Annotated in this window: 20 protein-coding genes; 12 read left to right on the plus strand and 8 right to left on the minus strand. The window is 61.2% G+C overall.

Annotated features, from left to right (window positions below; all coding sequences use genetic code 11):
* The first annotated feature begins 43 nt into the window (after positions 1–43).
* Together ACJ8HT_RS08520 and ACJ8HT_RS08525 are read left to right on the plus strand one after the other, a co-directional pair.
* On the plus strand, positions 44–448 hold the full coding sequence (locus ACJ8HT_RS08520; protein ID WP_197652320.1) for an Exc2 family lipoprotein: 405 nt from the start codon (positions 44–46) through the stop codon (positions 446–448).
* 107 nt (positions 449–555) lie between these two features.
* The gene (locus ACJ8HT_RS08525; RefSeq protein WP_197652319.1) at positions 556–1,197 is read left to right on the plus strand and encodes a DsbA family protein; all 642 of its coding nucleotides are present in this window, start codon (positions 556–558) and stop codon (positions 1,195–1,197) included.
* Positions 1,198–1,232: 35 nt separating this feature from the next.
* Here ACJ8HT_RS08525 and ACJ8HT_RS08530 read toward each other — a convergent pair whose 3' ends face one another.
* Entirely contained in the window at positions 1,233–1,955 is a 723-nt protein-coding gene (locus ACJ8HT_RS08530; RefSeq protein ID WP_110157350.1) for an acid phosphatase, read from the minus strand.
* Between the two features lie 222 nt (positions 1,956–2,177).
* Between ACJ8HT_RS08530 and feaR the strand changes: the two genes are divergently transcribed.
* On the plus strand, positions 2,178–3,077 hold the full coding sequence (gene feaR / locus ACJ8HT_RS08535; RefSeq protein WP_197652318.1) for a transcriptional regulator FeaR: 900 nt from the start codon (positions 2,178–2,180) through the stop codon (positions 3,075–3,077).
* Between the two features lie 33 nt (positions 3,078–3,110).
* On the opposite strand, the gene ACJ8HT_RS08540 is transcribed toward feaR, so the two are convergent.
* Complete coding sequence (locus ACJ8HT_RS08540) at positions 3,111–4,610, minus strand: aldehyde dehydrogenase family protein (RefSeq protein ID WP_197652317.1); 1,500 nt, start codon at positions 4,608–4,610, stop codon at positions 3,111–3,113.
* 159 nt (positions 4,611–4,769) lie between these two features.
* Entirely contained in the window at positions 4,770–5,408 is a 639-nt protein-coding gene (leuE, locus tag ACJ8HT_RS08545) for a leucine efflux protein LeuE (RefSeq protein ID WP_016928933.1), read from the minus strand.
* Between the two features lie 237 nt (positions 5,409–5,645).
* Here leuE and ada point away from each other — a divergent pair, with 237 nt between their 5' ends.
* Entirely contained in the window at positions 5,646–6,701 is a 1,056-nt protein-coding gene (gene ada / locus ACJ8HT_RS08550; protein ID WP_060440615.1) for a bifunctional DNA-binding transcriptional regulator/O6-methylguanine-DNA methyltransferase Ada, read from the plus strand.
* A complete protein-coding gene (locus ACJ8HT_RS08555) occupies positions 6,698–7,411 on the plus strand; it encodes a 2OG-Fe(II) oxygenase (protein WP_187322057.1) in 714 nt (237 codons plus the stop codon). Before ada ends, ACJ8HT_RS08555 begins: the two co-directional genes overlap by 4 nt.
* Here ACJ8HT_RS08555 and tehB read toward each other — a convergent pair.
* A complete protein-coding gene (gene tehB / locus ACJ8HT_RS08560; protein ID WP_197652316.1) occupies positions 7,406–8,269 on the minus strand; it encodes an SAM-dependent methyltransferase TehB in 864 nt (287 codons plus the stop codon). The genes ACJ8HT_RS08555 and tehB overlap by 6 nt on opposite strands.
* 178 nt (positions 8,270–8,447) lie before the next feature.
* On the opposite strand from tehB, the gene ACJ8HT_RS08565 reads away from it, so the two are divergent.
* Positions 8,448–9,551 (plus strand): DUF1615 domain-containing protein, encoded by a 1,104-nt coding sequence (locus ACJ8HT_RS08565; RefSeq protein WP_197652315.1) that lies wholly within the window; start codon positions 8,448–8,450, stop codon positions 9,549–9,551.
* Positions 9,552–9,604: 53 nt separating this feature from the next.
* Here ACJ8HT_RS08565 and ACJ8HT_RS08570 read toward each other — a convergent pair whose 3' ends face one another.
* Positions 9,605–11,284, minus strand: a complete 1,680-nt coding sequence (locus ACJ8HT_RS08570; RefSeq protein WP_197652314.1) for an alpha-keto acid decarboxylase family protein — start codon at positions 11,282–11,284, stop codon at positions 9,605–9,607.
* Positions 11,285–11,959: 675 nt separating this feature from the next.
* On the opposite strand from ACJ8HT_RS08570, the gene ACJ8HT_RS08575 reads away from it, so the two are divergent.
* The 4 genes from ACJ8HT_RS08575 (at position 11,960) to ACJ8HT_RS08590 (ending at position 14,114) form a co-directional block, all read left to right on the plus strand.
* Positions 11,960–12,439, plus strand: a complete 480-nt coding sequence (locus tag ACJ8HT_RS08575) for a universal stress protein (protein WP_197652313.1) — start codon at positions 11,960–11,962, stop codon at positions 12,437–12,439.
* 156 nt (positions 12,440–12,595) lie between these two features.
* Positions 12,596–13,186, plus strand: a complete 591-nt coding sequence (gene pagP / locus ACJ8HT_RS08580) for a lipid IV(A) palmitoyltransferase PagP (RefSeq protein WP_194572680.1) — start codon at positions 12,596–12,598, stop codon at positions 13,184–13,186.
* Between the two features lie 126 nt (positions 13,187–13,312).
* A complete protein-coding gene (locus ACJ8HT_RS08585) occupies positions 13,313–13,801 on the plus strand; it encodes a DUF2501 domain-containing protein (protein WP_015376789.1) in 489 nt (162 codons plus the stop codon).
* 49 nt (positions 13,802–13,850) lie between these two features.
* Entirely contained in the window at positions 13,851–14,114 is a 264-nt protein-coding gene (locus ACJ8HT_RS08590) for a putative hemolysin (protein ID WP_004940597.1), read from the plus strand.
* Positions 14,115–14,149: 35 nt separating this feature from the next.
* Here ACJ8HT_RS08590 and ACJ8HT_RS08595 read toward each other — a convergent pair whose 3' ends face one another.
* Positions 14,150–14,767, minus strand: coding sequence for a hypothetical protein (locus tag ACJ8HT_RS08595; RefSeq protein WP_047728779.1), 618 nt, complete (start codon positions 14,765–14,767; stop codon positions 14,150–14,152).
* A gap of 106 nt (positions 14,768–14,873) precedes the next feature.
* Complete coding sequence (locus tag ACJ8HT_RS08600) at positions 14,874–15,563, minus strand: ZIP family metal transporter (protein ID WP_197652312.1); 690 nt, start codon at positions 15,561–15,563, stop codon at positions 14,874–14,876.
* Positions 15,564–15,700: 137 nt separating this feature from the next.
* On the opposite strand from ACJ8HT_RS08600, the gene ACJ8HT_RS08605 reads away from it, so the two are divergent.
* Both ACJ8HT_RS08605 and ACJ8HT_RS08610 read left to right on the plus strand, forming a co-directional pair.
* The gene (locus ACJ8HT_RS08605; RefSeq protein ID WP_060423217.1) at positions 15,701–16,483 is read left to right on the plus strand and encodes a DeoR/GlpR family DNA-binding transcription regulator; all 783 of its coding nucleotides are present in this window, start codon (positions 15,701–15,703) and stop codon (positions 16,481–16,483) included.
* Positions 16,484–16,485: 2 nt separating this feature from the next.
* The gene (locus ACJ8HT_RS08610) at positions 16,486–16,869 is read left to right on the plus strand and encodes a VOC family protein (protein WP_060423221.1); all 384 of its coding nucleotides are present in this window, start codon (positions 16,486–16,488) and stop codon (positions 16,867–16,869) included.
* Here ACJ8HT_RS08610 and ACJ8HT_RS08615 read toward each other — a convergent pair whose 3' ends face one another.
* The gene (locus tag ACJ8HT_RS08615; RefSeq protein WP_049273915.1) at positions 16,870–17,778 is read right to left on the minus strand and encodes a LysR family transcriptional regulator; all 909 of its coding nucleotides are present in this window, start codon (positions 17,776–17,778) and stop codon (positions 16,870–16,872) included.
* Between the last annotated feature and the right edge of the window lie 36 nt (positions 17,779–17,814).

Here is a 17,814-nt window from a genome sequence, read left to right on the forward strand (position 1 = left end):
TCTTGGCGCTAAAGGACCTTCCTCACTGACAGGGACAGACGACATGAAAAGACTGAAAAGCGCGGCGCTGTTGTTGCCGCTGTTGGCGCTCAGCGCCTGCGCCCACCACCTCAGCAGCGCGGAGCTGCATGCCAAGCATTACGTTTATCAAACGCGCGATGACTTCGATCCGCAATTCCGCACCGATGTGAATGGCAGCATTAAAAACGCCGTGCCGATGTTTGAACAGTTCTACCAGCAGGGGAAAAAGGATCGCGCGGCGGGCGTGGCGCGCAGCGAGGCGCAGAAAAAGGCCGACTATCTGGGCAGCCCGGAATTCCAGCAGAACATGGAACACAAAACCATTTTCATCAATCGCGCCTACAGCGGCTCCGACAATCCTAAACGTCGCCAGGTGCTGTCGCAGGAAGCGGTAGGTGCCTATTGGGACGGCTACGAAGGGCGCTGACTGAATCCCACATAAACAGAAGGTAATAAAAACTGGCCTTCTGCCGGTTATTTGATTATAAAAACCGCCGCTAAGGACGATGTTCATAATCGAAACCAGGAGTGTTTATGTTGGCAAAAGTTAAGCGTTCGTTCGCCGCCGCCGTCGTATTGATGTTGGCGTTGCCCGCGGTTCAGGCCGCGGATTACCGTGCGGGCGAGCAATACACCCGGCTGGATAAGCCGGTGGCCGCCACGCCGGCGGTGGTGGAATTTTTCTCCTTCTACTGCGGCCCTTGCTATCAGTTTGCCGAAACCTACCGCGTAGGCAGTACCGTTGCTCAGGCGCTGCCCGCCGGTGAGAAAGTCACCAAGTATCACGTCAGCCTGATGGGCAAATTGGGCAATGAGCTGACCGAAGCCTGGGCGGTGGCGACGGTGCTGGGCGTGGAGGACAAGATTGAAGGGGCGATGTTCGACGCGGTGCAGAAACAGCGCGCCGTCAACGGCGCCGAAGATATTCAGCGGGTGTTCACGGCGGCCGGCATCGATGCCGCTACCTATGAAAACGCGCGCCACAGCCTGCTGGTCAAAGGATTGATCGCCAAGCAGAACGAAGCGGTGAAAGCGTTCGAGGTGCGCGGCACCCCGTCGTTCTACGTGGCAGGCAAATACAAGATAGACAATGCCGGCATGGCTAGCACCAGCGTTGAAGGTTACGCCAAAGAGTACGCGGCGGTGGTGCGTTACCTGTTGGACAAACAGCCCTAAACCGGGCCGTCAGGGCCCGGTGTTAGCCGCCGGGTCTATTTTTCCGCAGGCAAATCCAGCGCCTGGCGCAGCTCGTCGCGCGCTTGCCGGTACTGCTGCTGGAAATCCTGCTGCTGTGAAAGCTGCTGGCTGATCACGCTGCCGGCGATGCGGCCCATCTCGATATCGGAAGGGTAGTGGATCCCTGCCACCACTCGGTTGTCACCGTATTGCCAGGCGCGCGTCATAATGGCGGCGCGCTTTTCCGGCACCATATTGGCTAAGGTGATGCCCATCAGCGTGCCCAGCGTGGTGTGGCCGGAAGGCCAGGAGCCGGAGCTGGAGCGCTTGACGATCGGCTCGATGCGGCTGTCGAGCATATGCGGGCGCGGGCGCTTCCAGAAATCTTTCGCCGGATCGACCACCGCCGCTTCGGTGGCGACGATGCGATCGAAGAAGGCGCTCACGGCCGGCAACGCTTTGGCGTTGAACTTCGGCCCCATCACGTTGCTGTACACCCAGACGTTCTCTTCCGCATCCGCCTTGGCCTGGCTGGCCATTTCCGGCGTGCGTTTCTGCTGCATGTCGAGCACTTCCCGCAGTTCGCGCTGGGTCTGCGCCGAGTCGTTGGCCGGCGGTGGCGGCAGGATGTGGGTCAGATCCACCTGCTGCGCGGTGGTGAACGGTTGGGCTTCCTCTGCCGCCTGCGCGTGGAACGCGGTCAGGGCGCTGGTGGTAAACAAACACAGCGCTAAAACGGATTTCTGCAACGATTTCATCGGATCATGTCCAGGGTGTCAAAGTGAAAGGGGAGCAGTCTGTATCTTTGGCGAGGCCTGTGACGATGAGATGACGGTTTCGTGGCGGATTGATGACGGGCGCCGGGTGAACTGTGATCGCGGCGCCAAATCCCCCGCTCGCCATTGATTGTGTGTTAACGGATTGTTATGGTGTTTTTCTGTTCAACGGCGCAGCACCGCTGCTGTTTGAAGGGAGAGATCATGACGGCATTGGCAACGCTCCGGGACGTCGGCTTCGAAGAGTGGCTGGGGAAAATCAACACCGCCTGCGGCCGATTCTGCGCGAAAACGCTGGGGCCGGGCTTCAGCGGGGCGATGCAGGAATTCCGCGCCCATGCGCTGCGCCTGAGCGTGGTCGACGTGTCTCAGGCCCGGCTGTACCGCACGCCGCGCGAGATCGCCCGCAGCGACGGCGCGCACTTTTTTACCGTCTTCCAGCTGCGCGGCAGCGCGTTGATGGAGCAGGGCGAGAGCCAGACGGTGCTCTCTCCCGGCGACATCACGCTGATCGACGCCTCACGGCCCAGCAGCTTCACCTTCCAGAGCGATTCACGCCAAATCTCACTGCTGTTGCCGCGCGGCTGCCTGCCGGTGCCGCCGCCTTGTGCCCAGCGTCTCGGAGCAGAGCTCAGCGCGGTGCGCCTCAGCCGCCAGCTGGTGCTGAGCAGCATGCAGGATCCTCAGCTCGCCGCGGCGGAAAGCGAAGCGGTGCTGAATGCGCTGGCGGCGCTGCTGCGCCCGGCGCTGGCGCTCGAACAGGCGCGCCCGGAGGGGCAACAGCCGGTTTTCGACAAGGCGCTGGCGTTGATCGACAGGCATATTCAGTCGGCGCAGCTGCGCCCGGAATGGGTGGCGGCCGAGTTGGGGGTGTCGCTGCGCAGCCTGTATCGGCTGTTCGCCCGCCAGGGGCTGGTGGTGGCGCAGTACATCAGAAATCGCCGGCTGGATCTGTGCGCGCAGGCGCTGCGCAGTGCCGCCGGGCAGGAAAAGCTGGCCGGAGTCGGCCTCGACTGGGGGTTTGCCGATCACAGCCATTTCTCGACCGCTTTCAAGCAGCGTTTCGGCATGTCGCCGAGCGAGTACCGCCGGCAATATCAATAAGTCAGGGCGCGGGCCAGGCCCGCGCCGCCTCACTCAATAGCGGATGCAGACCGATTTGGTTTCGGTGTAGGCATCCAGCCAATCCGGGCCGAAGTCACGGCCGCTGCCCGACTGTTTGAACCCGCCGAACGGCATGTTCGGGTCGATCAGCGTATGGGTGTTGACCCACACGGTGCCGGCCTGGATGCGCGGCGTCAGCGCCATCGCTTTCTGCAGGCTGGTGGTCCACAGGCTGGCGGTCAGCCCGAAGTCGGTGTCGTTGGCCTTGCTCAATGCCTCTTCGGCGCTCGCTACCCGAATCAGGTTAACCACCGGGCCGAACACTTCCTCGCGCGTCAGGTTCAGCCTGTCGTCCGGGTTGATCACCAGCGTTGGCGGGATGTAGAAGCCGTTGGCATCCGGCCCGGCCGTGCCGCCGATAAGCTCGGCGTTTTTCGCCCGGGCATCGTCCAGGTAGGCCGCCACCTTGTTGCGGTGCGCGAGCGACACCAGCGGGTTGATTTGCGCGCCGGTGTCCATGCCAGGCCCGACCGACAGCGATTTCACCGCCTGTTCGAAACCGGCCACCAGTTGGTCATAGATCGGCGCTTCGATATAAATCCGCGAACTGGCGGCGCACACCTGCCCCTGGTTGAGGAAGCTGCCGAGCATCAGGCCTTCGACCACTTGCTGCGGATCGGCGTCTTTCAGCACGATGGCCGGGTTTTTGCCGCCCAGCTCCAGCGTCACCCGGGTCAGGCGATCCGCCGCCGCGCGCGCGATGCTTTTGCCCACCGGCGTGGAGCCGGTAAAGCTGACTTTGGCGATCAGCGGATGTTCGGTCAGCGCCTTGCCGCACACGGTGCCGCGGCCAGTGACCACGTTGAACACGCCCGGCGGCACGCCGGCTTCGCTCGCCAGTTCGGCCATGCGCAGCAGGGTGAGCGGGGTGGTTTCCGACGGCTTGATGACGATGGAGCAGCCTGCCGCCAGCGCCGGCATCACTTTCCACATGCCGATCATCAGCGGGAAGTTCCAGGGCACGATGCCGGCGACCACGCCAATCGGCTCTTTACGGGTATAAACCTGATATTTGGCGCCCGGCGGCATCGGAATGGAGACGTCCAGCGTCTGGCCGGTGATTTTGGTCGCCAGACCGGCGGTGTAGCGCATCCAGTTCAGGGTGCTGCCGACTTCGAAGGCGCGGGCGATGTTGATGGACTTGCCCTGCTCCAGGGTTTCCAGCTGCGCCAGCTCCTCGGCGTGTTGCTCCACCAAATCGGCGTAGCGCAGCAGGATGCGTTCGCGCTCTACCGGCAGGCGCTGCGCCCAGACGCCTTCGCTGAAGGCTTTGTGGGCGGACTGCACCGCCAGCGCGACGTCGTGTTCGTTGGCGTCGGCGGTGGTGGCGATCTGCTGCCCATTGGCGGGGTTATACACCGCCAGGCGGCCTTCCGCGGCGGACGCGCGCCACTGGCCGTCGATGTACAGCCCATGCTGACGATCGAGAAAACGCGACACGCTATCCAGCACGGCTACGGTATTGTCAGACATACATCCTCCGATCAGGCTCATCAGGTTATCGTTAACCCTGCAAGTCTAGATCAGCGGGAAAGCGGCGGCTTTGGTCTGCCTGACATTCGGTTTGCCCTGCGTGTCATTTTGCCGTGACGAACGAGTAAACCGCGGCCGGCGGGTGCCGGCCGGGAGGGATCACGAACTCAGGGTTGCCAGACGGGTGGCGAAGCCGAGGAACAGCAGGCCGATCAGGCCGTTGCCGAGCTTCGCCAAGCCTTTCTTGTGATTGAAGAAATGCGCCAGCATCGCGCCGGAGAAGATCAGCGTGCTCATGTAGATAAAGCTGACGGCTTCGAGGATCAGCGCCAGAATGGTGAACGACAGCCCGGTGTGCGCGTAGTTGAAGTCGATGAACTGCACGAAGAACGACACGTAAAACAGGATAGCTTTCGGGTTGGTCAGGCTCAGCGTCAGCGACTTGCGCAGAATGCTGTGGCCGCCCTCAATCTGCTGTTGTTGCGCCTGTGCCTTCTGCACGAAGGTGGCGTAGAGGATTTTTGCGCCGAGGAACAGCAGGTAAATCGCACCGAGAAAACGCACCAGGGTAAACAGGAACGGCGTGGTGCGGATCAGCGAAGCCACGCCGATATAGGCGCAGAAGATCAGGATCGCATCACCGATGAATACGCCGAGCGCTGCGGTGTAGCCGGCGCGCACGCCGCGCGATACGCCGGTTTTCAGCACGTACAGCGTATTCGGCCCCGGCAGAATGATAATGAAGACCACCCCGGCCAAATAGGTCCATAAATTCAGGACGCCAAAACTCTCTAACACAATAACCTCTCCATGCGCGCAACTAACAGGCAAAAACACTGGCCACGCCCGTGGCCGGCCGCGATCCTAACGCTGTGCAACCGGGTTGGCAACGTAATAAACTTCATGTTGTTGGTTAAAAATTGTCGAAACATTGTCGAAAACGTCGGCGCCGAATTAAAAAGCAAGAGTCGGCGTGTTTCGCCAACGGCCCGTCACTATGCTGGTTAACATCGAAACCGCAGTGAGGAACGGATGATGAAAAACGTAATCGACAGCGCCGATCCGCGCTGGCTGGCGATCGTCAGCCGCGACAAGCACGCCGACGGCCGCTTTATCTACGCGGTGAAAACCACCGGCGTGTATTGCTCACCTTCTTGCCCGTCACGCCAGCCGAACCGGCAAAACGTGGAGCTGTTCGACGACGCCGAGCAGGCGGAGGCAGCGGGTTATCGGCCCTGCAAACGCTGCCGCCAGGGGCTGACGCCGTTGACGGAGCAGCATGCGCGGCAGATAGCTGAGGCCTGCCGCTATATCGAACGGGCGGAGAAAGCGCCGTCGCTGCAGACGCTGGCGCGCCACGTCGGGTTGAGCCAATACCATTTCCACCGGTTGTTCAAAGCGATCACCGGCCTGACGCCGAAAGGCTATGCCGACGCGCAGCGCAGCCAACGGCTGCGCACCGGTCTTACGCAGCAGGAGACGGTGACCGACGCGATCTTCGACGCCGGCTATGGCGCCAACGGCCGCTTCTACCAGCAAGCCAACGCCGCGCTGGGCATGACGCCGAAGGCTTACCGGGCGGGCGGCAAAGGCATGCGCATCCATTTCGCCGTCGGGCGCTGTTCGCTGGGCGAGATCCTGGCGGCACAGAGTGAGGTGGGCATCTGCGCCATTTTGCTGGGGGACGATGCGCAGCGGTTGGTGCAGGATCTGCAGGATAAGTTCCCTAATGCCGAGCTGATCGGCGGCGATGCGCAGTATGAAGCGCTGATGGCGCAGGTGGTGGGGTTGATTGAAGCGCCGGAAAACGGGCTGGCGCTGCCGCTGGATATTCGCGGCACCGCGTTTCAACAGCGGGTTTGGCAGGCGCTGCGGGCGATACCGGTCGGCGAGACCGTCAGCTATGCCGATATCGCCCGGCGCATCGGCGCGCCCAAAGCGGTGCGCGCGGTGGCCGGCGCCTGCGCCGCCAACGTGCTGGCGGTGGCGATCCCCTGTCACCGGGTGGTGCGTAACGACGGCGCCTTGTCCGGCTATCGCTGGGGCGTCGAGCGCAAGCAAGCCTTGTTGGAAAAAGAGGCGCAGCGATGAGCGGCCTGCTGGCGGCGCGGCTGGCCGAATTGGACTGGGCGGCAATCGAACGCGAACTCGATGCGCAGGGCTGCGCGCGGCTGCCTGGCGTGCTCAGCCAAGACCTGTGCAGCGAGCTGGCGGCGCTCTACCCGCACGATGCGCACTTCCGCAGCCGCGTCGTGATGGCGCGGCACGGTTTTGGCCGCGGCGAGTACCGGTATTTCGCCTATCCGCTGCCGCTTCCGGTGGCCGAGGTGCGCAGCCTGATGTATGCACGGCTGGCGCCGGTGGCCAACCGCTGGAATACCTTATTGGGTTTGACGGCGCGCTATCCCGCCGAACACGAGGCCTACCTGGCCGAATGCCACCGGGCCGGCCAACGGCGGCCGACGCCGCTGCTGTTGCGTTACGAAGCGGGGGATTACAACTGCCTGCATCAGGATCTGTACGGCGAGCGGGTGTTTCCGCTGCAGGTGGCGTTTTTACTTTCCGCCCCTGAACGGGACTTCACCGGCGGCGAATTCGTGCTGACCGAACAGCGGCCGCGGATGCAGAGTCGGCCTGAGGTGGTGCCGCTGCAGCAGGGCGACGCGGTAGTGTTCGCCGTGCATCACCGGCCGGTGGCGGGAGTGAAAGGCTACTATCGGGTCAATCTGCGCCACGGCGTCAGCCGGATACACGCCGGCCAACGCCACACGCTGGGGGTTATCTTTCACGACGCGCTATAGCTTGCGCGCCAGCAGGGTGGCGAAGCGCAGCGAGATGCGGTTGCCGGCGGCGTCGGTCTTGTGCAGTTGGCCGACGTCTTCGTTGTATTTGAGGATCTCCCAGCCGCGATAATAATGCTTCAGCTCACCCGGGCTGAAGGTGAACGGGAACGGCAGCGGGCAGGGATAATCCTCGGTATCCATCGCCGCCACGATCAGGTTATGGCCGCCGCGCACGGTGCTGTCCTGCATGTTTTGCACGATAGACGGAATTTGCTGGCGTTCGAGGAACATCATCACCACGGTGGACAGGATGAAGTCGTATTCGCCGCTGAAGCGGTGGGTATTGAGATCCTGCAGGCTGGCGCTCAGGCGGGTCAGTTGCTCGGCGTCGATGATCTGATTGAGGCGGTCTATCGACGGCGCGTGCTTGTCCCAGGCGGTGACGTCGAAACCTTTCAGATTGAGATAGAGCGAATTGCGGCCGCCGCCGCAGCCCAGATCCAGCGCCTTGCCCGGCGCGATGCGCGCCGCCGCCTCGATCACTTCAGAGTGGGTGCGCGTCAGTTCGTATTTCTTGTGGTAGTAATCTTCCGGCGTGCAGTAAAACGCCAGCCGGCAGGTCATGTCGTCCGAGAAGGAAACGATGCGATGCCACTGCTGCGGTGCGATAAACGGCGGCTGGCTTTCGGGGCTGAACTGCCAGGTCTCGGTGGTGGCGCCGTCTTCGGTCATCATGGCGAACGTCAGGCTGCCGCTCAGGACGGTGAGCTTCGCCCAGGTGCCGCTCTGGGTGTTGTGGCGCTGGCGGAAGGCTTCCGGCAGCGTGTCGCTGTTCCATTCCGGCAGGGTTTTATAGCAAAGCAGCTGCTGCTCCATAAGGGGCTCCTCTGGCTGGGCAAGCAAAGTGATTTATATGATGTATATAAAATACATCTTTATGGGGCGTTTGAACATAGCGGCCTGACGGGAAGGCGCGGCGATATCTTTATACTGGATTGTGCGCGGCGGCTGGGCTAATTTCAGTGCTGTTCATGTCATCACGTTCAGGGAAAAGATGCCGATACCTCGTTTATTTCACCCGACGCCCTTCCGTTGGCTGAGCCTGGCCGCGCTGCTGGCGCTGGCGGGCTGTACCAGTAAAACCCCCACCACGGCGCCGGCGGCGCGCCCCGCCGACGTCAAAGCCCGACTGATGACGCTGATCCCGGCCAACGCCGGCGATCGTCAGGGCTGGGCTACCGATATTACCGCCGCCTTCGCCGCGCAGGGCATCGAGCCGAGCGATGAGAACCTGTGTTCGGTGCTGGCGGTGACCGAACAGGAGTCGACGTTCCAGGCCAACCCGCAGGTGCCGGGGCTGCCGAAGATCGCCTGGAAGGAGATCGATCGCCGTGCCGATCAGATGCACATCCCGAACTTTTTGGTGCACACCGCGTTGAAGATCTCGTCGTCGAACGGGAAGAGCTACAGCGAGCGGTTGGATAAGGTGCGTACCGAGAAGGAGCTGAGCGATATCTTCGATGACATGATCGACCGCGTGCCGATGGGGCAGAAGCTGTTCGGGCATTTAAACCCGGTACATACCGGCGGCCCGATGCAGGTGAGCGTCGCCTTCGCCGAGGCGCACGCCAAAGGGTACCCTTATCCGATCGACGGCTCGATTCGCCGCGAAGTCTTCAGCCGGCGCGGCGGCATGTACTTCGGCATTATGCATTTGCTGGGGTATCCGGTCGATTACAGCCGGCCGATTTATCGCTTTGCCGACTTCAACGCCGGCTGGTACGCCAGCCGCAACGCGGCGTTCCAAAACGCGGTCAGCCGGGCGAGCGCGATTCCGCTGGCGCTGGACGGCGACCTGATCGATTTCGGCAGCGACAAGCCCGGCTCGACCGAGCTGGCGGTGCGCACGCTCGGCAAGCGCCTGAACATGAGCGACAGCGCCATTCGCCGGGCGCTCGAGAAAGGCGACACGGCCGGCTTTGCCGACACCGACCTGTATAAGAAGGTCTACGCGCTGGCGGGCGGCAAGCTGCCGCGTGAGATGCTGCCGGGTATCCAGCTGGAGAGCCCGAAAATCACCCGCAAGCTGACCACCGCCTGGTTCGCCAAGCGGGTGGACGAACGCCGCCAGCGTTGCATGGCGCGCGCCGGCGGGTAACGACATAAAAAAATGCCGCCGGTGGCCTGAACCACCGGCGGTGCGATCGCCCCTCAGGCGCTGCGGCGTGGGTTGGTCAGGCCGAAGTTAAAGCTGTTGCAGCGGTTGCAGAACTCTTTCATCACCGGCGGCGTGTCCATCATCGGCACTTTCACCTCGATAAACGCCAGCCGATCCTGCCGCGAGGCGCGTTCCAGGGCCATTTCCAGCTGCTGCGTGGTCTCCACCGCCACGCTGAACGGCTGCGCCTGAGTATTCAGCACCGCTGGCAGTTTGGCGTAGTCCCACGGGCCGATGTCGTTGTAGGACGAGTTTTCGCCGAGGATATACCGTTCGATGGTGTAGCCATCGTTGTTGATCAGGAAGATGATCGGCTTTTGCTCGCAGCGCAGCAGGGTAGACACTTCTTGCGCGGTGAGCTGGAAGGAGCCGTCACCGATAAACAGCAGGTGCCGGCGCTCTGGCGCCGCCATCAGGGTGCCGAGCAGCGCCGGCAGGGTATAGCCGATCGAACCCCAGATCGGTTGGTTGACCACCTTGACACCGCCGGGCATGCGCATGCCGCCAATGGCGGCGCCCGAGGTGCCGTTTTCCACCACCACCACGTCATCTGCCCGGATAAATCGCTGGATCCGTTGCCACAGATAGGCCTGGTCGATGGGGGTATCGCTCGGCGTCGCCAGCTTCTCACGCGGATCGGCCAGCGGCGTCAGGGGCTGTACCGGTGTGTCTTCACTCAGATCCAGCAGCGCCTGCAGCAGATCCGCCGTCGCCACCGCCGGGTAGGAGGTGTTGTCCAGCTTCAGCGAGAACGGCTGGATATCCACCTGAGCGGCGGCGGGAATTTGCTGCGAGAAATAGCCGGTGGTGGAGTCCACCAGACGCACGCCGAAGCTCAGCACGCAGTCCGAGTGGGCCATGCGTTCATACAGTTCGGGGCGCGACAGGTTGCCGCTGTAGCCGCCCATCCAACCGGCGGTATCTTCCGGAATAATGCATTTGGCGGTCGGCATATTGGTCAGCGGAATAGCAAAGCGGTGAGCGACGTCGATAACCTGCTGCTGCAGCTGATAACGATCCACCATTTGGTCGACCAACATGATCGGGCGCTGTGCGCGTTTTATTTTGGTTAACAGCGCCATCGCCGCTAATTGCACATTGTATTTATCGCTGGCCGGCAACTGCGGTGCGGCTGCGGCTGCGGCAACTTCAATTTCGACGTCGCAAATATCGGAAGGCAGCTGTAAATAGACCGGTTTCTTCTCTATCCAGGCACGGGAAATAACGCGCGGAATTTCCTGCGCGGCATTTTCCGGCGTAATCAAGGCTTGAGCAACGGTGAATTGTTTAAAACAGTTCATGACGTTGTCGAAATTTCCGTCGCCCAAAGTATGGTGCAATAGCTGATGATTCTTCATCGCGTGCAGCGGCGGCGTGCCGGCAATGCAGACCACCGGCGAGGATTCGGCATAGGCGCCGGCGATGCCGGACAGCGCGGCCAGATCGCCGACGCCGTAGGTGACGATCAGCGCGCCGGCGCCTTTCATTCGGGCGTAGCCGTCGGCGGCGTAGGAGGCGTTCAATTCATTGCAGTTGCCGATAAACGCCAATCGGTCGTCGCTTTCCAGCAGCTCCAGCAGGCTGAGGTTATAGTCGCCGGGCACGCCGTAAATACGATCGACGTTCAGGGCGTGAAGCTGTTGCAGAATGAATGACCCGATAGTTATTTTCATTGATTGCTCCGGATTATTTATCTTTATTTTGTCAGGCGAAAATCAGCAAAAATAAATTGCTGGCGATGTTGTGTCGTTAGCTTTAACAGTTATTTAAAGCGTCGGCTTGTTCAAGATAGGGTTGGCAGCCGGTAAATGGGCGGTTTGTATTCGGCGCTTTACGCGATTGGGTGATACATAAAAAGTAGGGTTATTGCGTGTTGGCGTGAGGCGGTATTTTTCATTGATGCTATATCGACAGAAAAATGGCGCCGCGTTGGCATTTATCATGATGCAGGGGGAGTTTACCGGTACTTTTTATGCCGCGTTAAATCCTGCCTGGCGGCACCCGGCTGTTAGCCTCGAAAAGAAAAGCCCAAGCTGACGTAAAGGGGGATTTTAGTGATCCGCCGCACGCTTATTTCAAGAAACTATCCTGCAACCAATTAAAAACAAAAAATTAACAACGATCGTTTTTTATTCGTCGGTTTCCGTCAGCTTTACTTTACGGGGGCGGCGGTGCGCGCCACGTCGGGCCGGCGTTAAAATACGCCGCCACGGGCGCTAATATAACGTGGTGGCCATCACATTCCGTGGGAAGTGATACGTAAACTTTTCTCTACGTGCGTGCAGATGGCGTATACCTACCAAAGAGGACGGTGCCCCAGTGGCACTGACCGATGGGGGGAAAGAGCGATGAAAAGCTATCGACACATTCTGGTACTGATTCACGATGAGCGCGATGGGCTGCCGTTGCTGCGTCAAACGGTAGCGATGGTGGGCGGGCTGCCGATCGCCATCACCGTCGGCCACCTTAACGCCGACTATGCGGAGCTGGAGTACGGCAGCGATGCGCTGGTCAAAGATCGCCAGGCGCAGGAGGTGATCGCCGCCAAGGCGATGCTGAGCCGGCTGGTGAGCGCCGTCGAGGCGCCGGTTGCGGTCAAGGAAATCGTCACCATCCGGCGCTTTAAGGACGTCAGCGATTTCATTCATCAGGCCGGTATCGATCTGGTGGTGGTTGGGCACCAAAATCGCCTGTTCGGTCTCTATTCCTCTTATTCCCTGGAGTTTGTGAACCGTCTCGATGTCGATGTGTTGGTCAAGCACCTTGCCCGCGAGTCGTGTGCGACAAAGCGGACTTTTCCCACGGCTTTGCCGCCTGAAAGGCGATAGCATATGCAGGCCAGTGCAACCTGTTAAAAGTTATCGGTAATTTTCCGGTGCTAAACTTAACCAAAGCACAACGGGCGTTGGATAAATTAGATACAGCTTGATCTTGCCTGGGCTATCGGTAAGAATCTTCGGCCGTATTTTTACAGGAGCTTTACGATGTTTCTCAAACGGACTCTTTTGGCATGTTCTCTGGCGTTGATATTTCCTGCACTGCCTTCTTACGCTGAGGTTGGTACAGAAAGTGGCAATGCCGCGCAGGCTGAAAAACCGGGTCTATGGCAGCGCTTTACCCATAACGTGGCGGAGACCTGGAACAACTCACCTAACCACGATCTCTATATCCCGGCCATCACCTGGCACAACCGCTGGACTTACGATGATGAACATATCGATAAGTACAACGAGCGGCCGTGGGGGGCAGGTTACGGCATCTCCCGCTACGACAGCGATGGTGACTGGCACGGCATCTACATCATGGCGTTCAAGGATTCCTTCAACAAGTGGGAGCCGATCGGCGGCTACGCCTACGAGAAGATCTGGCGCCCGCTGGATGACAAGGATTTCCGCCTGGGGCTGGGCTTCACCGCCAGCGTCACCGCGCGCGACAACTGGAAATACATTCCTATCCCGGCCCCGCTGCCATTGGCCTCTATCGGCTATCAGCGGCTGACGTTCCAGGCGACCTACATTCCCGGCACCTATAACAACGGCAACGTGTTCTTCGCCTGGCTGCGCTGGCAGTTCTAAATTTCCTGAATTCCGAAAAACGGCGCGGTGGCGAGATAAAAGGAACTTGTCGCCGCCGGCGGCGTCGGAAGGGTATCCCGGCGCGCTGCGCCGATCGCATGCCGTTATTACAGGAGTTTTACCACTATGATCACCAAACATCGTTTACTGCTGGCCTTGGCGCTGTCCGCTACCCTGGCCAGCGGCGCCACTCAGGCTGCCGGGCTGATGGATTCCCTCAGCAGCGCGGCGGGCGAACTGAGCAAGTCGGGCGGCGACAGCAGCGGCGGCATGTCGCTCTCCTCGCTGACCGGCCTGCTGAACGGTGGCGACAAGGCGTTGAGCTCCAGCAGCATGACCAATGCCGCCGGTATCCTGCAGTACTGCGTGAAAAACAACGTGCTGTCGGCTAACGGTGCCGAAGGGGTGAAAGATCAGCTGCTCAGCAAGCTGGGCATCACCAGTACCGAAAACGCCAAGAGCCAGGATTATCAGCAGGGCCTGGGCGGCTTGCTGCAGACCGGCGAAGGCAAAAGTCTGGATCTGAACAGCCTGGGTACCTCGCAGATCACCGAGAAGGTGAAGCAAAAAGCCTGCGATCTGGTGCTGAAACAGGGCAAATCCTTTATTTCATGATGAACGAACGGCGGAGCGCTCCGCCGTTCTTTTTGCATAAGCTGGAAAAATGAAAAAAACGTTGATGCTTTCCCTGTTGGCAGGGATGACGATGTTGCAGGGGTGTTCCGTGAAATCCAACGATGCGCCGCCACCGCCGCAGGTGAAACCGATCGGCATGGCGAACCCGGCCGACGTGTATTGCACCCAAATCGGCGGCAAGCTGAATGCCAAAGAGAACGCGGCAGGCCAGTATTCCACCTGTACCTTGCCGAGTGGGCAGGAAATTGAAAGCTGGGAACTGTTCCGCCGCGATCACCCGGTGAAAAAGTAACCCTCGCGGCGCCGGCGCTTCCGCCCGGCGCCCGATCAGAATTGGCGATCCCCTATCGACTGCAGCTGCAGGCTGCCGTCTTTTTGTAGCGTCAGCGGCATGCGCCAATCGCTCTGTTTATCCAGGTTGAACGGCCGGGAGCGGAACATGCAGCCGGTCTTGATGTTCTTGATTTTCATGACGTGTTCCGCGTCCGCATTGATTTTTACCTCGAAGCTGCCGGCGGGCGGAATAAAGACTTCCGCCAGCTGCTGCGGCGCCGTCGGCGTTTCCAGCTTGACCAGCACCGCGAAATCGTTGCCCTGATTATCCAGCGTCAGCCGATGCAGACCGGTCGCGGGCAGCCGCGTCGGCTGATGCAGATAACCGGCTGAGGCGGGCCACGGCTGCCCGGCATTGTCATGCAGCGGCCCCCCGCACTGTTCACGCGCCTCGCGCAGCGGCATTTCGCGCTTTATCGCGCGGTTGTAATCGGTGGGGGCGGCGAGGCTAAACTCATCGTCATATTGGTGGGCGCGCAGATAGCGCTTGGCGCCGAGCACCGCGATGGCGACGAGCATAAAGAACAAAAATATCCTCAGGCGATTTTTAAAAATCAGCCCGAACAGCTTCCCGGGGAGTTGAAACAGCCACCTTGCGATCGTCAATAACATCGTTTTCCCTTTACGCCCAAGCCGTTACGTCTGCGGTAACTTCGCCTGCCTCAGTATAGCCAAAGCGTTGCCTCCGGGCGGCATGCGCCATGAAATTCCTGTTTTTTTAACCCAAACCTTCCTCTAACAGCAACAACAGCAGGAAGCCGGCAAAGAACATCGCGGTGGCGAACGGTGTCTCTTTTCCGCCTTCATGCGCTTCGACCAGCAGCTCCTCGGTGACCAGGTAGAGCAGGGCGATCAGGCCAAAGGCCAAAAAGGCGGTCAGCCAAAATGCGCCCAGCATGGCCACTGGCGCCCCCAGCAGGCCACCGACGGGCAGCAGCAGCGCCAGGCCGACTATCGCCGCCATGGCCCGCAGCCGCCTGCCGAGAAAGTCTTTCAAATCGCCAACGATCGACAACCCTAGGAACAGTACTTCCAGCGTCAACGCCAGCGTTAACAGCAGACCGGCTTTGGCGCCGGCCGCGAAGGCAATACCCAGCACCAGCCCATCGATAAAGATATCGACGCCGACCGCGGCGATAAAACCGACCGGCCCCTGCGCTTTTTCACCCAGTTGCCTAACCAACAGCATTAACAGCACCCCCGCAGCGCCGCCCAGCAACACGGCCAAAGGCGACTGCTGCTTGAGATCGGGCAGGATTTCGGTGGCGGCGGCGGCAAAAACGATGCCGGCGGTAAAGTGATGGATGACGCGCATCGTGGCGGCACCGGGGCGGCGATAGAGTGCCACCGCAGCGCCGATGACGGTGGCTGCGGCGGGAAACAGCGTATAAAGCACGGCGGAGGTCATCGCGTCATAATCCCTTATCGGTGATGTCACTCTCAGTCTAGACGAGCGCCGCCGCTTCAGCGTGGCGAAAAAATGATTGTTCGATTGTGTACGTTTATGTACATTCGTGATCACTTTAGCGTCACCGGATTTACGCGATGTCCAAACTGTTACCGAATGAACGCCACCAGGCCATTCTCGACGCGCTTCGCCAACAGGGGCGGGTGTTGGCCCTGGAGATGGCGCAGCGGTTGAATACCACCGAAGCCACCATCCGCCGCGATCTGCGCCAGCTGGCGGCGCAGAACCTGTGTAAACGTATCTATGGCGGCGCGCTGGCGCCGACGCCGGCCGAAGGCCCCGTTGCGGCGCGCATGGCGCTCAGCGGCGATGAGAAGCTGACGCTGGCGCAGACCGCGCTGGGGTTGATCGGTGAAGAGCAGCTGATCTTCCTCGATGCCGGCAGCACCCACCTGTATCTGGCGGATATGTTGCCGCGCGATCGGCGTTTGACGGTGGTGACCAATGCATTGAGCATCGCCGGCAAAATGCTGGAACGGCCGGGGATCCGCACCATCCTGATCGGCGGTGAGCTGGATGCGCAGGTTGGCGGCTGCGTGGACGCCAAGGCGGCGGAAGAGATAGATGGTTTCCATTTCGATCTGGTGTTCACCGGCATCTGCGCCTACGACCCGGACGGCGGCTTCTCCGCGCTGAGCTACCAGGACGCCACCTTCAAAAAGCGGCTGCTGACGCGCGCCGGCAGCGTGGCGGTGCTGTGTACCCGCGACAAGCTCAATACCTACGCCCCTTACCCCTTCCTGCCCGCCGGGCGGGTGGATCATCTGGTGACGGCGCGCGGCGCGCACCCGCAGCTCGAGCTGCAGGTGGCGCAGGGCGGCGGCCAGGTTTGGCACAGCGATTTACCGACCGGAGAATGATGATGAAAATAGCCCATGTTGCCCTGTGGACCCGTGATATCGACGCGCAGCTGGCGTTTTGGCAGCGCTATTTCAACGGTGAGGCGGGTGAGGAGTACGTCAGCCGCAACCGGCCGGGGTTTGTTTCCCGTTTCGTCAGCCTGGCGGCCGGGCCGACGCTGGAGATCATGCGCGTGCCGACGCTGTTGCCGGCGCAGGCCCTGGAAGAACGGGTGGGCTGGGCGCACATCGCGCTGTCGCTGGGGGATGAACGGCAGGTCGACCGGTTGGCGCAGCGCGCGCAGCAGGAGGGTATCCTGCAGTCCGCGCCGCGCTGGACCGGCGACGGCTTCTATGAGGCCGTCATCCGCGATCCGGACGGCAACGCGATCGAAATTACTGCCTGATCACTCCTCTTCGATGCTGGCGAACTGCTCGCCCAGATAATCGAGCAGCAGCCGCACCGCCGGCAATAAACCGCGGCGCGACGGGTAGACCGCATGCACCACGCCGCCCTGCGGCTGCCAGCCGGGCAGCAGCTGGACCAGTTCGCCGCGCAGCATGTCGTCACGCATCATCATCGCCGGCAGCTGAACGATGCCGGCGCCGGCGATGGCGGCGGTGCGCAGCATCAGCATGTCGTCGGTGACCAGCCGCGGCGTGTGTTCCCACTCGACCCGTTCACCCTGCGGGCCGGTCAGCCGCCATTGGTGCTGAGCGCGCGCCGGGCCGAGATCGAGCGTCGGGTATTTACGCAGGTCTTCCGGCGTGTGCGCCGGCCCGAGGGTGCGCACCAGCGCCGGGCTGGCGGCGACACACCAGGTGCGTTGCGCCAGGATCTTCAGCACCAGATCGCTGTCTTCCAGCGGCGGCGGCCGCACGCGGATCGCCAGATCCAACCCTTCCCCCACCACGTCCACCCGGCGGTTGGTGGCCTCCAGATGCACCGTCACCTTCGGATAGTCGGCCATAAAGGCCGCCACCATGCTGCCGACGCGGGTGTGCAGGATCGCCACCGGGCACGACATGCGCACCGTGCCGCAGGGCTCGGCGCGCGTCTGTTCGATCGCCTGCTGCGCCGCTTCCGCTTCCACCAGCATCGCCTTGCAGTGCGCGTAATAGTTTTGGCCGACCTCGGTCACCGAGAAACGCCGCGTCGAACGCTGGATCAGGCGCACGCCCAGTCGCTCTTCCAGCAGCGCCACGCGGCGGCTGAGCTTGGATTTGGGAATGCCCAGCGCCCGGCCGGCGGGAGCAAATCCCTGGTGATCGACCACGCTGGCGAAGAAAAACAGATCGTTCAGATCGGTCAGCATCATATCCCTTATCGTTCTACCGGTAGAACGCTGAGT

This window comes from Serratia sp. CY44782 (assembly GCF_052168715.1).
In the GTDB taxonomy this organism is placed as follows: Bacteria; Pseudomonadota; Gammaproteobacteria; order Enterobacterales; family Enterobacteriaceae; genus Serratia; species Serratia nevei.

What these genes read in the sequence shown, in the direction of transcription:
- ACJ8HT_RS08520 (WP_197652320.1), top strand. Translation starts at nt 44, where the DNA reads ATGAAAAGACTGAAAAGCGCGGCGCTGTTGTTGCCGCTGTTGGCGCTC.
- ACJ8HT_RS08525 (WP_197652319.1), top strand. Translation starts at nt 556, where the DNA reads ATGTTGGCAAAAGTTAAGCGTTCGTTCGCCGCCGCCGTCGTATTGATG.
- ACJ8HT_RS08530 (WP_110157350.1), bottom strand. Translation starts at nt 1,955, where the DNA reads ATGAAATCGTTGCAGAAATCCGTTTTAGCGCTGTGTTTGTTTACCACC.
- feaR (WP_197652318.1), top strand. Translation starts at nt 2,178, where the DNA reads ATGACGGCATTGGCAACGCTCCGGGACGTCGGCTTCGAAGAGTGGCTG.
- ACJ8HT_RS08540 (WP_197652317.1), bottom strand. Translation starts at nt 4,610, where the DNA reads ATGTCTGACAATACCGTAGCCGTGCTGGATAGCGTGTCGCGTTTTCTC.
- ada (WP_060440615.1), top strand. Translation starts at nt 5,646, where the DNA reads ATGAAAAACGTAATCGACAGCGCCGATCCGCGCTGGCTGGCGATCGTC.
- ACJ8HT_RS08555 (WP_187322057.1), top strand. Translation starts at nt 6,698, where the DNA reads ATGAGCGGCCTGCTGGCGGCGCGGCTGGCCGAATTGGACTGGGCGGCA.
- tehB (WP_197652316.1), bottom strand. Translation starts at nt 8,269, where the DNA reads ATGGAGCAGCAGCTGCTTTGCTATAAAACCCTGCCGGAATGGAACAGC.
- ACJ8HT_RS08565 (WP_197652315.1), top strand. Translation starts at nt 8,448, where the DNA reads ATGCCGATACCTCGTTTATTTCACCCGACGCCCTTCCGTTGGCTGAGC.
- ACJ8HT_RS08570 (WP_197652314.1), bottom strand. Translation starts at nt 11,284, where the DNA reads ATGAAAATAACTATCGGGTCATTCATTCTGCAACAGCTTCACGCCCTG.
- ACJ8HT_RS08575 (WP_197652313.1), top strand. Translation starts at nt 11,960, where the DNA reads ATGAAAAGCTATCGACACATTCTGGTACTGATTCACGATGAGCGCGAT.
- pagP (WP_194572680.1), top strand. Translation starts at nt 12,596, where the DNA reads ATGTTTCTCAAACGGACTCTTTTGGCATGTTCTCTGGCGTTGATATTT.
- ACJ8HT_RS08585 (WP_015376789.1), top strand. Translation starts at nt 13,313, where the DNA reads ATGATCACCAAACATCGTTTACTGCTGGCCTTGGCGCTGTCCGCTACC.
- ACJ8HT_RS08590 (WP_004940597.1), top strand. Translation starts at nt 13,851, where the DNA reads ATGAAAAAAACGTTGATGCTTTCCCTGTTGGCAGGGATGACGATGTTG.
- ACJ8HT_RS08595 (WP_047728779.1), bottom strand. Translation starts at nt 14,767, where the DNA reads ATGTTATTGACGATCGCAAGGTGGCTGTTTCAACTCCCCGGGAAGCTG.
- ACJ8HT_RS08600 (WP_197652312.1), bottom strand. Translation starts at nt 15,563, where the DNA reads ATGACCTCCGCCGTGCTTTATACGCTGTTTCCCGCCGCAGCCACCGTC.
- ACJ8HT_RS08605 (WP_060423217.1), top strand. Translation starts at nt 15,701, where the DNA reads ATGTCCAAACTGTTACCGAATGAACGCCACCAGGCCATTCTCGACGCG.
- ACJ8HT_RS08610 (WP_060423221.1), top strand. Translation starts at nt 16,486, where the DNA reads ATGAAAATAGCCCATGTTGCCCTGTGGACCCGTGATATCGACGCGCAG.
- ACJ8HT_RS08615 (WP_049273915.1), bottom strand. Translation starts at nt 17,778, where the DNA reads ATGCTGACCGATCTGAACGATCTGTTTTTCTTCGCCAGCGTGGTCGAT.